Source organism: Amycolatopsis sp. M39, assembly GCF_001651785.1.
Classification (GTDB): domain Bacteria; phylum Actinomycetota; class Actinomycetes; order Mycobacteriales; family Pseudonocardiaceae; genus Amycolatopsis; species Amycolatopsis rubida.
This window is the reverse complement of the sequence record NZ_LWSF01000002.1, coordinates 747,555-764,261: the sequence shown is the minus strand read 5'-3', so window position 1 is coordinate 764,261 and position 16,707 is coordinate 747,555. Positions and strand designations below refer to the sequence as shown.

Genomic DNA, 16,707 nt, shown 5'->3' with positions numbered 1-16,707 from the left:
GCGGGTCGGCATCGAGTATCCCTGCCGGGAGCGCGCGGGCCACCTCGTACCCTGGTGTCCATGTTGAACCGCACCGACCTGCGCGGGCAGGTCCCCTCCGCTGCCGAGCTCCGTGCCGCGCTTCCGCGCGCCGAGTACGACGTGGACGCGGCGCTGCATCAGGTCCGGCCGGTCGTCGAGGCGGTGCGAGACCGCGGGGTCGAAGCGGTCCTTGAGTTCACCGAGCGGTTCGACAAGGTGCGCCCGGAGACAGTCCGGGTGCCCGCCGAGGAGCTGTCGAAGGCACTGTCCGAGCTGGACCCGCAGGTCCGCGCCGCGCTGGAGGAGTCCATCAAGCGCGCCCGGAAGGTGCACGCGGACCAGCGCCGCCAGGACGTCACGACGCAGGTGGTCCCCGGCGGCACGGTCACCGAGCGCTGGGTGCCGGTCGACCGCGTCGGCCTGTACGCGCCGGGCGGGCTGGCGGTGTACCCGTCGACCGTGGTGATGAACGTCGTCCCGGCGCAGCTGGCCGGCGTGCGCTCGCTGGTCGTGTGCTCGCCGCCGCAGGCCGCGTTCGGCGGGCGGCCGCACCCGACGATCCTGGCCGCGGCCGCGCTGCTCGGCGTGGACGAGGTCTGGGCGGCCGGCGGCGCGCAGGCGGTCGCGCTGGTCGCCTACGGCGGCGTCGACACCGACGGCACCGAACTGGCCCCGGTGGACATCGTCACCGGTCCGGGCAACATCTTCCTCACCGCGGCCAAACGCCTGGTCCGCGGCGTCATCGGCATCGACTCCGAGGCCGGTCCGACCGAGATCGCGATCCTCGCCGACGAGACGGCCGACCCGGCGCACGTCGCCGCCGACCTGATCAGCCAGGCCGAGCACGACCCGCTGGCCGCGAGCGTCCTGGTGACCACGTCCGAAGAGCTGGCCGGAGCGGTCGAGGCAGAGCTGGCCGCGCGCGTCTCCGCGACGAAGCACTCGGAGCGGGTCGGCCAGGCGCTGGGCGGAAAGCAGTCCGGCATCATCCTGGTGTCCACTGTGGACGACGGACTGCGCGTCGTGGACGCGTATGCCGCGGAGCACCTGGAAATCCAGACCGCGAACGCCCGCGAAGTGGCCGCGCGGGTACGCAACGCCGGGGCGGTTTTCGTCGGCGCGTACGCCCCGGTTTCGCTGGGCGACTACTGCGCGGGCTCGAACCACGTGCTGCCCACCGGCGGGTTCGCCCGGCATTCCTCGGGCCTGTCGGTGCAGAGTTTCCTGAAGGGGATCCACGTCGTGGACTACTCCGAGGACGCCCTGCGCGAGATCGCCCCCCGCGTCGTCGCGCTCTCCGAAGCCGAAGACCTGCCCGCGCACGGCGAAGCCGTCACCGCACGTTTCGAAGGAGACGGCCGATGAACGAAGCCACCCCCGGCGGCGAGGTCACCCTCGCCGAACTCCCGCTGCGCGAAGACCTGCAGGGCCGCACCCCGTACGGCGCGCCGCAGCTGGACGTCCCGATCCGGCTCAACACCAACGAAAACCCGTACCCGCCGCCGCCCGAGCTGGTCGACGACGTCGCCGAGGCCGTGCGTGCCGAAGCCGCGTCGCTGCACCGGTACCCGGACCGCGACGCGGTGGCGCTGCGCACCGATCTGGCGGACTACCTCACCGTGTCCACCCGGGTCGTGCTTTCCGAGGCCAACGTGTGGGCGGCGAACGGGTCGAACGAGATCCTGCAGCAGATCCTGCAGGCGTTCGGCGGTCCCGGGCGCACCGCGCTGGGCTTCGAGCCGTCGTACTCGATGCACCCGATCATCGCCACCGGCACGCGCACCGACTGGCTGCCGGTGCCGCGCCGCGCGGACTTCTCGCTCGACACCGAGCAGGCGGCCAAGGCGGTCGCCGAGCGGAAGCCGGACATCGTGTTCGTGACCAGCCCGAACAACCCCACCGGCGGGTCGATCCCGCTGGAGCAGCTGCGCGGCGTGCTCGACGCGGCTCCGGGGATCGTCGTGGTGGACGAGGCGTACGCGGAGTTCTCTTCGCAGGCCAGCGCGATCGAGCTGATCGCGGAGTACCCGGCGAAGCTGATCGTGTCGCGCACGATGAGCAAGGCGTTCGCCTTCGCGGGCGGACGGCTGGGCTATCTCGCCGCCGCGCCGGCCATCGTGGACGCGCTGCAGCTCGTCCGGCTGCCCTACCACCTTTCCGAACTCACCCAGGCGGCCGCCCGCGCCGCCCTCCGGCACGCCGACGCCACCCTCGCGTCGGTGCACCGGCTCTCCGCCGAACGCGACCGCGTCGTGGAAGCCTTGCTGGGCTTGGGATTCACCCCGGTGCCAAGCGACGCCAACTTCGTCCTCTTCGGACAGTTCGGCGACGCGGCGGCCAGCTGGCAGTCCTATTTGGACCACGGCGTGCTGATCCGGGACGTGGGCATCGAAGGGCACCTGCGGGTGACCGTGGGCACCCCGGAAGAGAACGACGCTTTCCTCGAAGCGAGCAAGGAAGTCCAGCGATGAGCCGCGTCGGCAAGGTGGAGCGCACCACCAAGGAATCGTCCATCCTGGTCCAGCTGGACCTCGACGGGACCGGGCAGGTGGAGATCGCCACCGGGGTGCCGTTCTACGACCACATGCTCACCGCCTTCGGCGTGCACGGCTCGCTGGACCTGAAGGTCGACGCGACCGGCGACGTCCACATCGACGCGCACCACACCGTCGAGGACACCGCGATCGTGCTCGGCCAGGCGCTGCGCCAGGCCCTCGGCGACAAGAGCGGCATCCGCCGGTTCGGCGACGCGTGGATCCCGATGGACGAAACCCTCGCGCACGCCGCGATCGACGTCTCCGGCCGGCCGTACTGCGTGCACGTGGGAGAACCGGAGCAGTTCAACGCCTTCGCCATCGGCAACAACTACCCGTTCGTCCTGACCCGGCACGTCTTCGACTCGCTGGCGTTCCACGCGCAGATCGCCCTGCACGTCCGGGTCATCCACGGCCGCGACCCGCACCACATCGCGGAGGCGGAGTACAAGGCCGTGGCGAGGGCGTTGCGGGCGGCCACGGAACCGGATCCGCGGGCGGGCGGGATTCCGTCCACGAAGGGCGTGCTTTAGCGGTTCACACGCGGAACACCGTGCGCGGCGCGGCGTAAGCCACCGGACCGGGAAAGTGTTCGGCGGCAAGGCGAACCGCGTCGCGTGCGGTGACCGTGTGGCCCAGATGCGTGAGCACCAGCCGTGCGGCTCCGGCAGCCGCGCGGCCCGCTTCCGCCGGAGTCAGGTGTTCTGCGGACGGCTCGATGCTGTCCGCCTCGCACAGGAACAGATCCGTCCCCTTCGCCAACGCCGAGAGCGCCGCGCACGGCCCGGTGTCCCCGGAGTACGCGAAAGTCCGCTCCCCGTCGGTGATCCGCACCCCGAACGCCGGAAACCCGTGCGACACGGCCACCGTCTCCAGCCGCAGCCCGCCGGCCCGGGTCCGATGCCGGTCGTGCAGTTCCCGGACGGCGAACGCCTCCTCGATCGGCGCGCGGCCGGTGTTGCTCAGGAACGCGGAGATCCGCGCCGCTGTCCCCGGCGGGCCGTAGAGCGGGATCGGCCGCCGCGGGCGCAGATCCGCGAACAACAGTGCGTACACCGCCGGCAACAGATCCGCGACGTGGTCCGCGTGCAGATGCGAGATCCAGATCGCGTCCAGTTCCGCCGGCGAGACGTGTTCCTGGAGGGCAGCGAGGGTGCCGGGCCCGGCGTCGAGCCAGACCGCGGTGTCCTCGTGGCGCACCAGGTACCCGGAGCACGGGGCGTCCGGGCGCGGGTACGGCGTCGCGCTGCCCAGTACCGTCACGGTGAAAGCCATGTGGCACGCTAACCCCTGTGAGCAAAGAGCTGATCGCGGTCCTGCTGCTGGCCCTCGGCGGCTTCCTGGCCGGCGGGGTCTACTCGCTGTGGAAGACCGCGAAGTTCTTCGCCGTGGTGCTGGGCATCGCGGCGGTGCTGGCGATCGGCGGGGCCATCGCCTGGCTCGTCAGCTGAGCGCCGACCGCGTCCGGTCCCGGAAACCGGCGGAGCCCCGGCTCACAGGACGGAGGTCATCCCGCCGTCGACGCAGACGATCTGACCGTTGACGAAATCCGACGCGGGCGAGCAAAGAAACAGCAGCGTGCCGACGAGGTCCTCGGCCCTGCCCCAGCGCCCGGCCGGGGTCCGCGTCCGGATCCACGCGCTGAACTGGTCGTCGGCGACCAGCGCGGCGTTCAGTTCGGTGTCGAAGTATCCGGGGGCGAGGCCGTTGACCTGGATTCCGGAGGGGCCGAGGTCGGCGCACATGCCCTTGGTGAGCATTTTGAGCCCGCCTTTGGCCGCGGTGTAGGGCGCGATGCCGGGGCGGGCGAGTTCGCTTTGCACCGAGCAGATGTTCACGATTTTCCCGCGGCCGCGCGCGGTCATCCGGCGGGCGGCCTCCCGGCCGGCGAGGAACGCACTGCTGAGATTGGTTTCCAGGATCCGGTGCCAGTCTTCGGTCCGGAATTCGGTGAACGGGGCCCGGTGCTGCACGCCGGCGTTGTTGACGAGGATGTCGAGCGGGCCGGCGCGGCGTTCGATGCGGTCGAGGCCGGCGGCGACCGCATCGGGATCGGTGACGTCGAACGCTTCGGCCAGCACGGTCGCGCCGGTGTCGCGGACCATCGCCCGGCGGGTTTCGTCCACCGCGGCCGGGTCCCGGCCGTTGAGGACGACGACGCAGCCCGCTTCGGCGAGGCCGTGGGCGAACGCTTTTCCGAGGCCGCGGCTGGATCCGGTGACCAGGGCGACTTTCCCGCGAACATCGAAAACCGGGTGGCTCATCGCGGCGCCTCGGAAACTCCGGCGGCGCGGGCCGGGCGCCACAGCCGGGACCCCGCTCCGGCGCGGCCGATCCGGAACGAGCCGAGGGCGAAGTCCGGACATGCCGCCGCCCGCCCGCCCGGCCGCCTGCCGCGCAGACTCGGCACGCGAGGTCCCATGCTTCGCTCCTTGCTGTCGGACTCCTCGCCCGGCACGGTATCCGGAACACGGACCGCGACGACACCTGGGCGGCCTGCTTCGGCAGCGACGACCCGCGCGAACGCCCGCGCAGCCACGGGGGTTTGGTTTGGTGAGGTTGGTGTTGTTTGGTCCCGTTCGTGGCGGCGGGGGTTTGGTTTGGTGAGGTTGGTGTTGTTCGGTCCCGCTTGTCGCGGCGCGGGTCCGCTTCGGTGAGGTTGGTGCTGTTCGGTCCCGCTCGTCGCGGCGCGGGTCCGGATCGCTGAGGCGAATCCCGCTCGCTGAGAGACGGCCCCGAAGCCCGCGCCACCAATCTCCCGTCCGCATCGCGGAGCGGGAATCGGCGCGCCATCGGCCCGGCCGCATACCGCCTTGATGCGCCTGCACACGAGCACCAGCCCGCAACGCAGTCCTGCCCGGTCTGGCTTCTTCCCTCGGCACCGGCCGTAGCCGCCCGGCTCGCGCACCCCGCCGATGCCGGATCATGCGCGCTGGTCTAGGAAGCGGCGGTCGCCAACGGCTGATAGATGCCCGCGGACAGCGTCGAGTGCTTCTTCCAGCCCAACGTCTCATACAGCGCACGTCCGGCATCGCTGGCCGCGAGAACGCCGAACACCGCGCCTTCGCCGAGCGCGCGGTCGGCGATGGTGCGCAGCACCAAGCCGCCAAGGCCGCGCCGCCGGTGCGCCTCCTCGGTCGCCACCCGGTCCACGACCACCGCGTCGCCGACCACTGCCATCTGGCCCTTCGCCGCCTGCTCGCCCGCCGCGTCCAGCACCCGGAAGAACGTGACCGCCCCGCTGGTCTCCACGGTCACCGTGTAACCCTCCGGTGCCACTGGGTCCGTGGCCAGCAGATCCGTCGCCATCAGATGCCCGGTGTGCTCCCAGCCGACCACCCAGCCGTCCGGGAGCCACGGCTCGATCGCCTCCGGTTCGGCGAGCGTCTTCAGCCACGTCCGAGGTTCGCTGACCGCCCCGGCGGCGGCGCGGACCAGCGATTCCTCGGCTTCCGGCAGGACATGCCTGCCCGCTTCCGCAGGATTGCCCGGCACCTCCACGTAGAGCCCCCACGGCTGCTCGATCGGCGTCGGCGTCGCCCGCGACAGCGCCCATCCAGCCACCCAGGCCCGTACCGTTTCCTCGATCATGCAATCAGGGTACGAACCGGCGCCGGCGAAAAGCACCGGAAATAGTCAGACCCGGGTCAGCTCGCGTTCGTCGTCGCCGGGAGTGCCGAGTTCCCGGACCAGGCCCTCGCCCTCCACGTCCACGTTCGGCAGGATCCGGTCCAGCCACTTCGGCAGCCACCACGCGCCTCGCCCGAGCAGCGACATCACCGCGGGCACGATGGTCATCCGGATCACGAACGCGTCCACCAGCACCCCGAAGGCCAGCGCGAACCCGATCGACTGGATCAGCGTCGATTCGGCCAGCACGAACCCGGCGAACACCGAGATCATGATCAGCGCGGCCGCCACGACGACGCGCGCCCCGTGCCGGAATCCGGTCACCATCGCTTCCTGCGGCTCGGCGCCGTGCACGTGTTCCTCGCGCATCCGGGTCACCAGGAACACCTGGTAGTCCATCGCGAGCCCGAACAGGACGCCGATCAGCAGGATCGGCAGCATGCTCATGATCGGGCCAGTCGAGGCGACGCCGAGCAGATCGGTGAGCCAGCCCCACTGGAACACCGCGACCACCGCGCCGAACGTCGCGACCACCGAGCCGAGGAACCCGAGCGTCGCCTTCAACGGCACCACGACCGACCGGAACACCAGCATCAGCAACAGGAACGCCAGCCCGACGATCAGCGCGAGGTAGGGCAGCATCGCGTCCGACAGCTTCTGCGAGACGTCGATGTTGGCCGCGGTCTGGCCGGTCACCGCGAGGCTCCCGCCGGTGTTTTCCCGCAGCGGCTCGGATTGAGCGCGGATCGCGGACACGAGGTCCTCGGTCTGCGTGCTGCTCGGGCCGCTCTTCGGGATCACCGTGAGCACCGCGGTGTCCCCGGCCGGGTTGACCTTCGGCGGCGTCACCGCGGCGACGTCCGGCAGCTTGCCGATGTCGGCGGCGGCCTGCTTCAGCGCGGCCGGGTTGTGGTTCGGTCCGGTGTCGACGACGACCAGCAGCGGTCCGTTCGCACCCTCGCCGAAGCCCTTGCTGACCAGGTCGTACGCCTTGCGCTGGGTGGTGTCCGGCGCGGCGGTGCTGTCGTTGGGCAGGCCGAGCTGCATGCTCAAAGCGGGAATCGCGACCACGGCCAGTCCGACGAGCGCGGTCAGCAGCACCGGAACTCGGTGCCGCGCAACGAAACGCGCCCAGCGTTCGCCGTGTGTCGGGCCTTCGGAGCGGCGGCGCACGCGGATCTTGGTGCTGGCGACCCGGGCGCCGGCGAAACCGAGCACGGCGGGCAGCAGCGTCAACGCGATCAGCACGGCGATCACGACGGTCGCCGCGGCGGCGATGCCCATCTGGCCGAGGAACGGAATGCCGACCACAGTCAGCCCGGCGAGCGCGATGATCACGGTGAGCCCGGCGAACACCACGGCGGAGCCAGCGGTGCCGACAGCTCGGCCGGCCGCTTCCTCGGGTTCGCGGCCCTCGGCTAGTTCGTGCCGATAACGGGAGACGATGAAGAGCGCGTAGTCGATGCCCACCGCGAGCCCGATCATCAACGCCAGCACCGGAGTGTTGGAGTTCAGCTCCATCGAACCGGACGCCAGCATGATGCCCGCCATCCCGACCCCGACGCCGACCAGCGCGGTGAGCAGCGGAATCCCGGCGGCCAGCAGCGAGCCGAAGGTGATGATCAGGACGACCGCCGCGACCGCGACGCCGAGCCCTTCGGTGGCCCCGGTCGCCGGGATGCCCTGCACCGCGTCGCCGCCGTACTCGACCTGATAGCCCAGCTGCTTGGCGTGATCGCCGGTGGCCAGCAGCGCCTGGCGGTCGCTGTCGCTGAGTTCGAAGCCCTTGATCTGGTAGCTCACCTGCGCGAGCGCGACCCGGCCGTCGGGGGAGACCGACTTCGCCTGGAACGGGTCGACGACCGCGGCCACCTTCGGCGCGGACTTCAGCTTGCCCACCACGGACTCGACGGCTGCCTGGCCCGCCGGGTCGCTCACCTGGCGCCCGTCCGGGGCGGCGATCGCCACGCGCGCGGTGCCGCCGCCCGCCGCGGCCTGCGGGAAGTGCTCGGCCAGCCGGTCGATCGCCTGCTGGGATTCGGTGCCCGGGATGGTCACCGAATCGGACAGCTTGCCCGACAGCGTGAGCGCGCCCGCGCCCACCGCCGCGAGGACAAGCGCCCAGACCGCCGCCACGAGGGCCCGGCGGCGGAACGACAGCCTGCCGAGCCGGTACAGGAAGGGTGCCACGAGTCGTCTCCGTTTCGCGCCCGAAGCGGGCTCTCCGCACTGGGAATCGCCCTTTCGAAGCTAGCCGTTCGGCAAGGGACTGCCAAGCCGATCGGCTAGGATGTGACTAGCCGCACGGCAAGTTTCGGGCTAGTCGCTCGGCAAGTACCATGATGTGCTGCGGAGCAGCGCACTCCGCTCGATGAGGAGGGCGCGATGACGACCGTCGAACCGGTCGCGGACACCCGGACCAGGCTGCTCGCCACTGCGCTGCGGCTGTTCTCGGAGCACGGCGTGGAGGGCACCTCGCTGCAGATGATCGCCGACGAGCTGGGCGTCACCAAGGCCGCGGTGTACTACCACTTCAAGACGAAGTCGGAGATCACCGAGGCGGTCGCGGAACCGGGCATCCGGGAACTGGACGAACTGGTCGTCGAGGCGGCGAAGCACCGCCGCCACGGTGCGCGCGTGGACCATCTGCTGGACGGTTTCGTCGATCTCGTCGTGCGGCACCGGGTGCTGGTCGCGCTGTTCTCCAGCGATCCGGGCATCGACGCGGCGCTCGCGAAGTCGAGGCACGGCGTCGAAGGGTTCAAACAGGCGCTGATCTCGATCGTGGCCGGCGGGCCGGAGCCGGACGTGACCGCTCGCGTGGCGGCGATCGTGGCGTTCACCGGCATCGCGATGGCCGGCGGAGCGCCCGATCTGGCCGAGGTGGACGACGAAACGCTGCGCCAGGAGCTGATCGGCGTGGGCAGGCGGCTGCTGGGCAGGCCGCGCCGCCGGGTCTGCTGAGCGCTCGCCTGCGTCTCAATTGCTGAGAATTCTGTTGCAGTATCTGGGACGAGGCTCTTAACCTCGAAGCATGTCTTCGGATCGCGCTTACGGGCAGGGGCACGCGGAAAGCGTTGTACGGTCGCAAGTTTGGCGAACCGTCGACAATTCGGCGGCCTACCTCGCGCCGGAGCTGCTTCCCGGGCGCAGCGTGCTGGACGTCGGCTGCGGGCCCGGGACGATCACGGTCGACCTCGCCCGCCGGGTGGCCCCGGGCGAGGTCGTCGGCATCGACGTGTCGGACGCCGTTCTGGAGCAAGCGCGGGCGCACGCGCAGAGCGAAGGAGTGTCCAACGTCCGGTTCGAACGCGCCGACATCACCGCGGCCCCGCCAGCCGGCCGGTTCGACGTCGTGCACGCGCACCAGGTGCTGCTGCACCTGACCGAACCGGTGGCGGCGCTGCGGCACATGCTGGCGCTGGCGAAGCCCGGCGGTGTGGTCGCCGCTCGCGACACCGACTACGCCGCCGCGTTCTGGTGGCCGGCGGACTCGCGGCTGGACCGCTGGCTGGAGGTGTACCGCGCGGTCGCGCACGGCAACGGTGCCGAGCCGGACGCGGGACGGCGGCTGCTGGCCTGGGCGCACGCGGCGGGCGCTCGCGACGTCACGCCGAGCGCCTCGATCTGGTGCCATTCCACCCCGGAGGAACGCGCGTGGTGGGGCGGCATGTGGGCGGAACGGATCCTGGATTCCAAGATCGCCGAGCAGGCCGTGGCGGGCGGGCACGCGTCCGCTGAAGACCTCCGCGAGATCTCCGCCGCGTGGCGTGCGTGGGCGGCCGACCCGGACGGCTGGTTCTCGATCCCGCACGGGGAAATCCTGTGCCGCGTCACCGAAACCGGCTGAGGCTCCCTCCGCAACGCCCGCCCGCACCCGATCCCGGGAAAACGACCGGTTACGGCAGCCTGGAGTCCTTCAGCGCTTCGGCGGCGCGCAGTTCCTCGGCGCTCAACTGATCCGCGGAAACCCGGACGACGGAGCGGAAACGGCGGCACACCGGGCATCGCTGCAACCGGCGATCGCCGAGCCGGACCGCCTTGAACGACACCAAGGGCAGCCAGATCGTGGAGAAATAGTGGCCTTGGCCGCACTGGACGATCGTGTAGTCCGGCATAGCCACCTCCTTCGGCGCGACCCGCTCAGTATGCGTTACTCGGACACCGCCAGAAACTCGGCGGGAACCGCCGAAACGCTCACCTGAAACCCGTGACCGCGCGGCCATTTCCCCGGCCGTCACCGTCAGCGCGACCGGTTTCCCGTGCCGCGAACCGACCTTCCGCACCGTCTCGCGGGTCGCCGGCAAAAGCTCCGCGTGCCGCTTCAACGGGCGCAGTCCCGGGGAAGAGGATTTCCGGCGGCGGCGCGTCCGGCAGTTCCAGATCCACGCGGACGCTGTGCCCCTGGCTGGCGCGGATCAACGTCTCTGTCTCGCCAAAGGCGAACCGCTGTCTGCCGCAGTTCGCGGACGGGAACCGATTCCTTCAGAAGGAGAGGGTGAGGCCGAGCCCGCCGGGGCCGTGGCGCGGGTGCCGGGACAGCCGCTGGGATACCCGGGTTCGATCTTTCTCGTTCGTTTCCGTCCGTAGCAACCCACACCGAAGCGCTGGCGCGCGCCGGAATTCAGATGCCGCCCTCCAGGACGGGACGGAGCTTGCTGGCCCCCGGCCCGAACCGGGAGAGTTCGTCGTCCGCGTTGTACAGGCCGCAACTGCGCAGCGAAAGACATCCGCAGCCGACGCATCCGGTCAACCGGTCCCGCAGCCGCTGCAGCGCGTCGATCCGGGCGTCGAGTTCGGTCTGCCACTCGCGCGACAGCCGGGCCCAGTCCGCCTTCGTCGGCGCGTGGTCGGCGGGGAGCGTCTCCAGCGCCGCGCTGATGTCCTCCAGCGACAGCCCGACCCGTTGCGCGGCGCGGATGAACGCGATCCGCCGCAGCACCGAACGCGCGTAGCGGCGCTGGTTGCCCGCCGAGCGCTCGGACGTGATCAGGCCGCGCTCCTCGTAGAACCGCAGTGCCGTGTGCGGGACTCCGCTGCGTTCCGCGACCTGGCCGATGCTCAGCTTGTCCGCCAACCTCGTCATTGCTTCAGGTTAGCGCTTGACCTTCAGTTTGGTCGAGGTTGCATGGTCGAGGCCATGACCACGACCACGCACGAGCCGGGTTACGCGGACCTGCCCCGGCTGATCTCGCTGATGACCGGCGACGACAAACACCACGCGGCCGCGGAGTCCACAGTGGACGTCCTGTGGGTGCTGTTCGACCGGGTGCTGGACCTCGGCCCGGAGACCGCCCGGCGACCAGGGCGCGACCGGTTCCTGCTGTCCAAGGGGCACGGGCCGATGGCGTACTACGCGGTGCTCGTCGCGAAAGGCTGGCTGGACGAGGACGAACTCGCCGGCTGGAGTTCGGCGCGTTCGCGGCTCGGGCACCATCCGGACCGCGTCCGCGCGCCCGGCGTCGAAATCTCCAGCGGTTCGCTCGGGCACGGCCTGCCGATCGCCGTCGGCGCCGCGCTCGGCCTGCGCGCCCGCCGGTTCCGTTCGCGCATCGTCACCCTGGTCGGCGACGCCGAACTCGACGAAGGCTCCAACCACGAGGCGATCGCCGTCGCCGCACGGCTCGGGCTCGGCACGCTGACCACGGTGGTCGTGGACAACCAGTCCTCGACGCACGGCTGGCCAGGCGGCATCGCGCGCCGCTTCGAAACCGAGGGCTGGGCCGTGCGCACGGTCTCCGGCCGAGACCACGAAGCACTGTACGACGCGTTCACCACCCCTCATCCCGGCCGGCCGCTCGCGGTCGTCGCCGTCGTGGAACCGAAAGGCGCGCACTGATGCCGAACATGCGGGACACCTTCCTGGCCACCGCCGAAGAAATCGTCAACACCGACCAGGACGTCGCGATCGTCCTCGCCGACATCTCGGCCGCGGCGCTCGCCGAGGCCGCTCGACGGCATCCGGACCGGGTGATCAACGTCGGGATCCGCGAGCAGCTGCTGGTGAGCACCGCTGCCGGTCTCGCGCTCGCCGGGCTGCGGCCGATCGTGCACACCTTCAACGCGTTCCTCGTGGAGCGCGCGTTCGAACAGATCAAACTGGACCTCAGCCACCAGGAACTCGGCGCGGTGCTGGTGTCCTACGGCGCTTCCTACGACATGCCGATGGAGGGCCGCACGCATCAGGCTCCCGGGGACGTCGCGCTGATCGATTCCCTGCCCGGCTGGTATGTGCACGTGCCCGGCCATCCCGAGGAGGCGCGGCGGCTGCTGCTCGATTCGGTGCCCGGGGACAGCCGGACCTACCTGCGGTTGTCCGCACAGGAGAATTCCGAGCCGCACCTCGGCGTCGGGCTCCAGACGATCCGCCAGGGCACGCGCGGCGCGGTGATCGCGGTCGGGCCGATGCTGGACCGGGTGCTGGAGGCGGCCGAGGGCATGGACGTGACGGTGCTCTACACCTCGACGGTGCGCCCGTTCGACGCGGAGGGGCTGCGCGCCGCGGTGCCCGGCGTGGCCGACGTGGCGCTGGTGGAGCCGTATCTCAAGGGAACTTCCGCGCATTGCGTAGCCGACGCGCTCGCCGACCGGCCGCACCGGCTGCTGAACCTCGGCACCCGCCGGGACGCCGAGGTGCGGATCTACGGCACGCTCGCCGACCACGATCTCGTGCACGGGCTCGACGCGGGTTCGATCGCGCTGTCCCTCAAGGAATTCTTCACCGGATGAGGAGGCACTTCGGGCAGCGGGCGACCGCCCGGGGTCACCAGCCGCTGTCGGCGCGCCGCACGGGGTTCGCCGTGCGCGCGGTCAACCGGCGCGCGCGGTCGATCTCCGCGCGGGTCTTCTGCAGCGGGATGGTTAGCTCCCTGAACTGCGGGAACGGCACGCTGTCGATGTCTTCCCGCCATGCTTGGAACATCCGGCAGAGCAGATCGGACTCGGACATTTCGTCCTCTTCCCGGGTCCGGGGGTGCCGGCGGCACCCGCACACAGCCTGGTGGATACCCGTTCGGGGCGAGAACGAAACGGGCTCGGAACGAAATTGCCCGGGAGGCTAGGCTCGGGTTGTGTCTCGTGTGGTGATCCTCGATTACGGCTCCGGAAACCTCCGCTCCGCCGAACGCGCCGTCGCGCGCGCGGGCGCCGAGACGGAAGTCACCGCCGACCCGCATGCCGCGCTCGAAGCCGACGGCCTCGTGGTGCCCGGCGTCGGCGCGTTCTCGGCGTGCATGAGCGGGCTGCTGGGCGTGCACGGGCACCGGATCATCGGCAAACGGCTGGCGGGCGGACGCCCGGTGCTGGGCATTTGCGTCGGCATGCAGATCCTGTTCTCGCGCGGCGTCGAGCACGGCGAAGAGACCGAAGGCACCGGCGAATGGCCGGGCACGGTCGAGCGCCTGCACGCCGACGTGCTCCCGCACATGGGCTGGAACACCGTCCGCGCGCCCGCCGATTCGCAGCTGTTCGCCGGGATCGACGCCGGCGAACGGTTTTATTTCGTGCACTCGTACGCGGCGCGGAAGTGGGAACTGGACTCCGGTCTCGCCGGGCAGCAGCCCAGGGTGACCTGGGCGAACCACGGCGAGGACTTCGTCGCGGCGGTGGAGAACGGGCCGCTGTGGGCGACCCAGTTCCACCCGGAGAAGTCCGGGGACGCGGGGGCGCAGCTGCTGCGCAACTGGCTGGGCACGCTCTGAGCAACCCTCGTGAGCGGTGACCCCGGTGAGAACCGGGATCAGCACTCGCGAGGCGCCAAGCATCCCCCGGAAGGTGCGCCCGGCCCCGCCGCTTAGGCTGTGCGCGTGACTTTCACGCTCCTTCCCGCAGTTGATGTTGCCGACGGCCAGGCGGTCCGACTCGTCCAGGGCGAGGCGGGCACCGAGACCTCCTACGGCAGCCCGCTTGAGGCGGCGCTGCAGTGGCAGCGCGACGGCGCCGAGTGGATCCATCTCGTGGACCTCGACGCGGCGTTCGGCAAGGGCAGCAACCGCGAACTGCTCGCCGACGTCGTCAAACGGCTCGACGTGCAGGTGGAGCTGTCCGGCGGCATCCGCGACGACGCGTCGCTGGAGGCGGCGCTCGCCACCGGCGCGCGCCGGGTCAACCTCGGCACCGCGGCGCTGGAGGACCCGGACTGGACGGCGAAGGTCGTCTCCGCATACGGCGACCGCGTCGCGATCGGGCTCGACGTGCGGATCACCGAGGCCGGGCACCGGCTGTCCGCGCGCGGCTGGACCTCCGACGGCGGCGACCTGTGGGAGGTCCTGGAGCGGCTCGACCGCGACGGGGCCAGCCGGTACGTCGTCACCGACGTGAGCAAGGACGGCACCCTGCGCGGCCCGAACCTGGAACTGCTGCGCGAGGTCACCGCCCGCACCGACGCACCGGTGATCGCCTCCGGCGGAGTGTCCAGTGTGGACGATCTGCGCGCGCTCGCCGGGCTGGCGTCGGACGGCGTCGAAGGCTCGATCGTCGGGAAGGCCCTGTACGCGGGTGCTTTTACTTTGCCGGAGGCTCTCGCCGCCGTCCGCTGACCGCCGGAATCGTTGGCGAGCAACGGAAATCACGCCGGTACTGCGGCCCGCCCTCCGCAGCAGCTGGGCTCGGGCGGGATTTCGCGGTGACCACGGGCTTTTCGGCCGTCGTGGCGGGTACCGCTGGGTGTAGGCCGAATCGTCGCGGCGGCGGGTCAGTCCGTCACGCCACGGCGTCGGCGAGAGCAAGAACGTTGCCTCACGGGTGCCGCGGGGACGTTCTCGACGTGCCAGAACACGACCGCGCCCGCGGGCTGCCCGACGCTGGCGAGATCGGCGGTCCAGGACAGTTCGCTGGTGGTGTACGAGCTGTGGATGATGCCGAATTCGTGCTGGTAGTCGCCGATGCGCCACTCCAGATACGGCGCGACGCCGAGAAGGTCGGCGTACCAGCGCCTCGAAGCATCTCTGAGTTGCGGGACTAGCTTCTTCGCCAAAGTGCTCATCTTCTGAGCACATTGCCGGAGAGAATCGCACCCGTGCGCGCTGACCGTCTCGTCGCTGCTGTCCTGCTGCTCCAGGCCCGCGGCCGGGTGACCGCTGCCGAACTGGCCGAGGACTGGAGATCTCCGTGGCCACGGCCCGCCGCGACCTGGAGGCGTTGGCGGCGCCTGGGATCCCGGTTTATCCGCAGCCCGGGCGCGGCGGGGCTGGTCGCTCGCCGGCGGGGGCCCGCACCGGCCTCAGCGGGCTGAGCGCGACCGAGTCCCTGGCGTTGTTCTCGATGCTGGGCCCGGCGGTCCGGGACTGTCGTCCGCGCGCTGCTCGCCACGTTCCGGTCCGGCGGGGATCGCGAACCGCCCGCGCTCGTCCAGTGCGGCGGCGCAAGGCCGGTGAGCCGATCCCCACGGCCTCGCCGACAAGGACGGCGTCCGGTATCTCATCGCTGGAACGCTTGCGGGACAACGGACTTTCCGCGTCGACCGGATGTCGGCGGCGGCCACGGACCTGCCTTCGCAGCGGCCGGACGACTAGTGGGCCCGATGGAGCAGCGGCGCTCGCTCGTGTCGGCCACGGTGCTGATCGACGCGCGGTACTTGCCCGTGCTGCGGTCGCGTTTCGGGCGGTATCGCGAGGTCCGCGCCGGACTCGCCCGCATCGGGCGGGAGCTGAGTCGATTACCCGCCAGGTAATCGACTCCATTCCCGGGAACGGACAGGATTGCTCGGCAGGAACGAAATCGACCCGAGGAGCCGGACATGACCGCCTACGCCATCGCCCACCTGCGCCAGCCCGGAACCGTGGCCGCCGAGGTCTACGAGTACCTGGAGCTGATCCAGGCGACGCTCGACCCGTTCGAGGGCCGGTTCCTGGTCCACGGCGGACAGACGCGCGTGCTGGAAGGCGCCTGGCCGGGCGCGACCGTCGTGATCGAATTCCCCGGCTTCGCCGCCGCCGAGGAGTGGTACGCGTCGGCGGCCTACCGCAAGATCCTGCACCTGCGCACCGACCACCTGGTTGGCGACGTGATCCTGGCCGAGGGCTGCGGGCCGGACCACGATTCCGCCGCGATGGGCGCCCGGCTCCGTGCAGCGGCCCGGTGACTCACTCGGCGAGCTTGACTGCGATCCCGATCGTCCGCTCGGGCCCGCCGCGGAGCCGGCTGAAGAACATCGTCACGCGTCCGACGAGGCCGTAGTCCCGGGCGATCACCCCGCGAATGCGGTCGGAGCCTGCGGTGCCGAGCAGCCGGGCGGTGCCGTTCACCTCGGCGCCGTGCACCCGGCGGCCGCGGACGTCGCAGGCTTGCAGCCGGACTTCGCCGTTGTTGCGGATCCGTTTGACCTTGCCCGCGTTGCGTTCGGAGAACAGGACCAGTTCGCCGCCGTCACGGGTAATCCACACCGGGGTCGGGACCGTGCGGCCGTCGCGGCGGAAAGTGGTCAGCAAGACGTACTTCTCGGCGCCGAGACGCTCCAGTTCGGACATAGCCCTACGGTAGACGGCGGCGCAGCCCTTGGCAGCGGGTCGGCATGCCGGATCCG

Annotated in this window: 21 protein-coding genes; 11 read left to right on the top strand and 10 right to left on the bottom strand. The window is 70.9% G+C overall.

Annotated features, from left to right (window positions below):
- Positions 1–60 precede the first annotated feature (60 nt).
- From hisD to hisB, 3 genes are read left to right on the top strand one after another with little or no spacing between them, the layout of a single operon-like run.
- A complete protein-coding gene (gene hisD / locus A4R44_RS08360) occupies positions 61–1,386 on the top strand; it encodes a histidinol dehydrogenase (RefSeq protein ID WP_067577873.1) in 1,326 nt (441 codons plus the stop codon).
- A complete protein-coding gene (locus A4R44_RS08355) occupies positions 1,383–2,492 on the top strand; it encodes a histidinol-phosphate transaminase (RefSeq protein ID WP_067577871.1) in 1,110 nt (369 codons plus the stop codon). The genes hisD and A4R44_RS08355 overlap by 4 nt, the downstream gene beginning before the upstream one ends.
- Positions 2,489–3,088, top strand: coding sequence for an imidazoleglycerol-phosphate dehydratase HisB (hisB, locus tag A4R44_RS08350; protein ID WP_067577869.1), 600 nt, complete (start codon positions 2,489–2,491; stop codon positions 3,086–3,088). The genes A4R44_RS08355 and hisB overlap by 4 nt, the downstream gene beginning before the upstream one ends.
- Positions 3,089–3,092: 4 nt before the next feature.
- Here the strand turns inward: hisB and A4R44_RS08345 are convergent, their stop codons facing one another.
- Entirely contained in the window at positions 3,093–3,830 is a 738-nt protein-coding gene (locus tag A4R44_RS08345) for an MBL fold metallo-hydrolase (RefSeq protein ID WP_067577867.1), read from the bottom strand.
- A 17-nt stretch (positions 3,831–3,847) separates the two neighbouring features.
- Between A4R44_RS08345 and A4R44_RS48885 the strand changes: the two genes are divergently transcribed.
- On the top strand, positions 3,848–4,006 hold the full coding sequence (locus tag A4R44_RS48885; protein ID WP_162836028.1) for a hypothetical protein: 159 nt from the start codon (positions 3,848–3,850) through the stop codon (positions 4,004–4,006).
- Positions 4,007–4,048: 42 nt separating this feature from the next.
- On the opposite strand, the gene A4R44_RS08340 is transcribed toward A4R44_RS48885, so the two are convergent.
- From A4R44_RS08340 to A4R44_RS08330, 4 genes are all read right to left on the bottom strand, one after another.
- Entirely contained in the window at positions 4,049–4,819 is a 771-nt protein-coding gene (locus A4R44_RS08340; RefSeq protein ID WP_067577865.1) for an SDR family oxidoreductase, read from the bottom strand.
- Positions 4,816–4,977, bottom strand: a complete 162-nt coding sequence (locus A4R44_RS47795; RefSeq protein ID WP_157904835.1) for a hypothetical protein — start codon at positions 4,975–4,977, stop codon at positions 4,816–4,818. Before A4R44_RS47795 ends, A4R44_RS08340 begins: the two co-directional genes overlap by 4 nt.
- A 515-nt stretch (positions 4,978–5,492) precedes the next feature.
- The gene (locus A4R44_RS08335; RefSeq protein ID WP_067578150.1) at positions 5,493–6,146 is read right to left on the bottom strand and encodes a GNAT family N-acetyltransferase; all 654 of its coding nucleotides are present in this window, start codon (positions 6,144–6,146) and stop codon (positions 5,493–5,495) included.
- A 45-nt stretch (positions 6,147–6,191) separates the two neighbouring features.
- A complete protein-coding gene (locus A4R44_RS08330) occupies positions 6,192–8,375 on the bottom strand; it encodes an MMPL family transporter (RefSeq protein WP_067577863.1) in 2,184 nt (727 codons plus the stop codon).
- Between the two features lie 195 nt (positions 8,376–8,570).
- Here A4R44_RS08330 and A4R44_RS08325 point away from each other — a divergent pair, with 195 nt between their 5' ends.
- Together A4R44_RS08325 and A4R44_RS08320 are read left to right on the top strand one after the other, a co-directional pair.
- Positions 8,571–9,149: a TetR/AcrR family transcriptional regulator gene (locus A4R44_RS08325; protein WP_067577861.1), complete on the top strand. Its 579-nt coding sequence runs from the start codon at positions 8,571–8,573 to the stop codon at positions 9,147–9,149.
- A 70-nt stretch (positions 9,150–9,219) separates the two neighbouring features.
- Positions 9,220–10,035 (top strand): class I SAM-dependent methyltransferase, encoded by an 816-nt coding sequence (locus A4R44_RS08320; RefSeq protein ID WP_067577859.1) that lies wholly within the window; start codon positions 9,220–9,222, stop codon positions 10,033–10,035.
- Positions 10,036–10,084: 49 nt separating this feature from the next.
- Here A4R44_RS08320 and A4R44_RS08315 read toward each other — a convergent pair whose 3' ends face one another.
- Complete coding sequence (locus tag A4R44_RS08315) at positions 10,085–10,303, bottom strand: hypothetical protein (RefSeq protein WP_067577857.1); 219 nt, start codon at positions 10,301–10,303, stop codon at positions 10,085–10,087.
- Between the two features lie 506 nt (positions 10,304–10,809).
- Entirely contained in the window at positions 10,810–11,271 is a 462-nt protein-coding gene (gene soxR / locus A4R44_RS08310) for a redox-sensitive transcriptional activator SoxR (protein WP_037809633.1), read from the bottom strand.
- Between the two features lie 54 nt (positions 11,272–11,325).
- On the opposite strand from soxR, the gene A4R44_RS08305 reads away from it, so the two are divergent.
- Entirely contained in the window at positions 11,326–12,024 is a 699-nt protein-coding gene (locus A4R44_RS08305) for a thiamine pyrophosphate-dependent enzyme (protein ID WP_067578149.1), read from the top strand.
- A complete protein-coding gene (locus A4R44_RS08300; protein ID WP_067577855.1) occupies positions 12,024–12,914 on the top strand; it encodes a transketolase family protein in 891 nt (296 codons plus the stop codon). The genes A4R44_RS08305 and A4R44_RS08300 overlap by 1 nt, the downstream gene beginning before the upstream one ends.
- Positions 12,915–12,948: 34 nt before the next feature.
- On the opposite strand, the gene A4R44_RS08295 is transcribed toward A4R44_RS08300, so the two are convergent.
- Positions 12,949–13,134 carry a hypothetical protein gene (locus A4R44_RS08295; protein ID WP_067577853.1) on the bottom strand — a complete coding sequence of 62 codons (186 nt, stop codon included), beginning with the start codon at positions 13,132–13,134 and terminating at the stop codon, positions 12,949–12,951.
- A gap of 130 nt (positions 13,135–13,264) precedes the next feature.
- Here A4R44_RS08295 and hisH point away from each other — a divergent pair, with 130 nt between their 5' ends.
- Positions 13,265–13,885: an imidazole glycerol phosphate synthase subunit HisH gene (gene hisH / locus A4R44_RS08290; protein WP_067577851.1), complete on the top strand. Its 621-nt coding sequence runs from the start codon at positions 13,265–13,267 to the stop codon at positions 13,883–13,885.
- Positions 13,886–13,990: 105 nt separating this feature from the next.
- The gene (gene priA / locus A4R44_RS08285; RefSeq protein WP_067578147.1) at positions 13,991–14,722 is read left to right on the top strand and encodes a bifunctional 1-(5-phosphoribosyl)-5-((5-phosphoribosylamino)methylideneamino)imidazole-4-carboxamide isomerase/phosphoribosylanthranilate isomerase PriA; all 732 of its coding nucleotides are present in this window, start codon (positions 13,991–13,993) and stop codon (positions 14,720–14,722) included.
- 155 nt (positions 14,723–14,877) lie between these two features.
- Here the strand turns inward: priA and A4R44_RS08280 are convergent, their stop codons facing one another.
- Positions 14,878–15,168, bottom strand: coding sequence for a hypothetical protein (locus tag A4R44_RS08280; RefSeq protein ID WP_198545202.1), 291 nt, complete (start codon positions 15,166–15,168; stop codon positions 14,878–14,880).
- Positions 15,169–15,921: 753 nt separating this feature from the next.
- On the opposite strand from A4R44_RS08280, the gene A4R44_RS08275 reads away from it, so the two are divergent.
- Positions 15,922–16,266, top strand: coding sequence for a DUF1330 domain-containing protein (locus A4R44_RS08275; protein ID WP_067577849.1), 345 nt, complete (start codon positions 15,922–15,924; stop codon positions 16,264–16,266).
- Position 16,267: 1 nt separating this feature from the next.
- Here the strand turns inward: A4R44_RS08275 and A4R44_RS08270 are convergent, their stop codons facing one another.
- Positions 16,268–16,651: a PPOX class F420-dependent oxidoreductase gene (locus A4R44_RS08270; protein WP_067577847.1), complete on the bottom strand. Its 384-nt coding sequence runs from the start codon at positions 16,649–16,651 to the stop codon at positions 16,268–16,270.
- Positions 16,652–16,707: the final 56 nt, after the last annotated feature.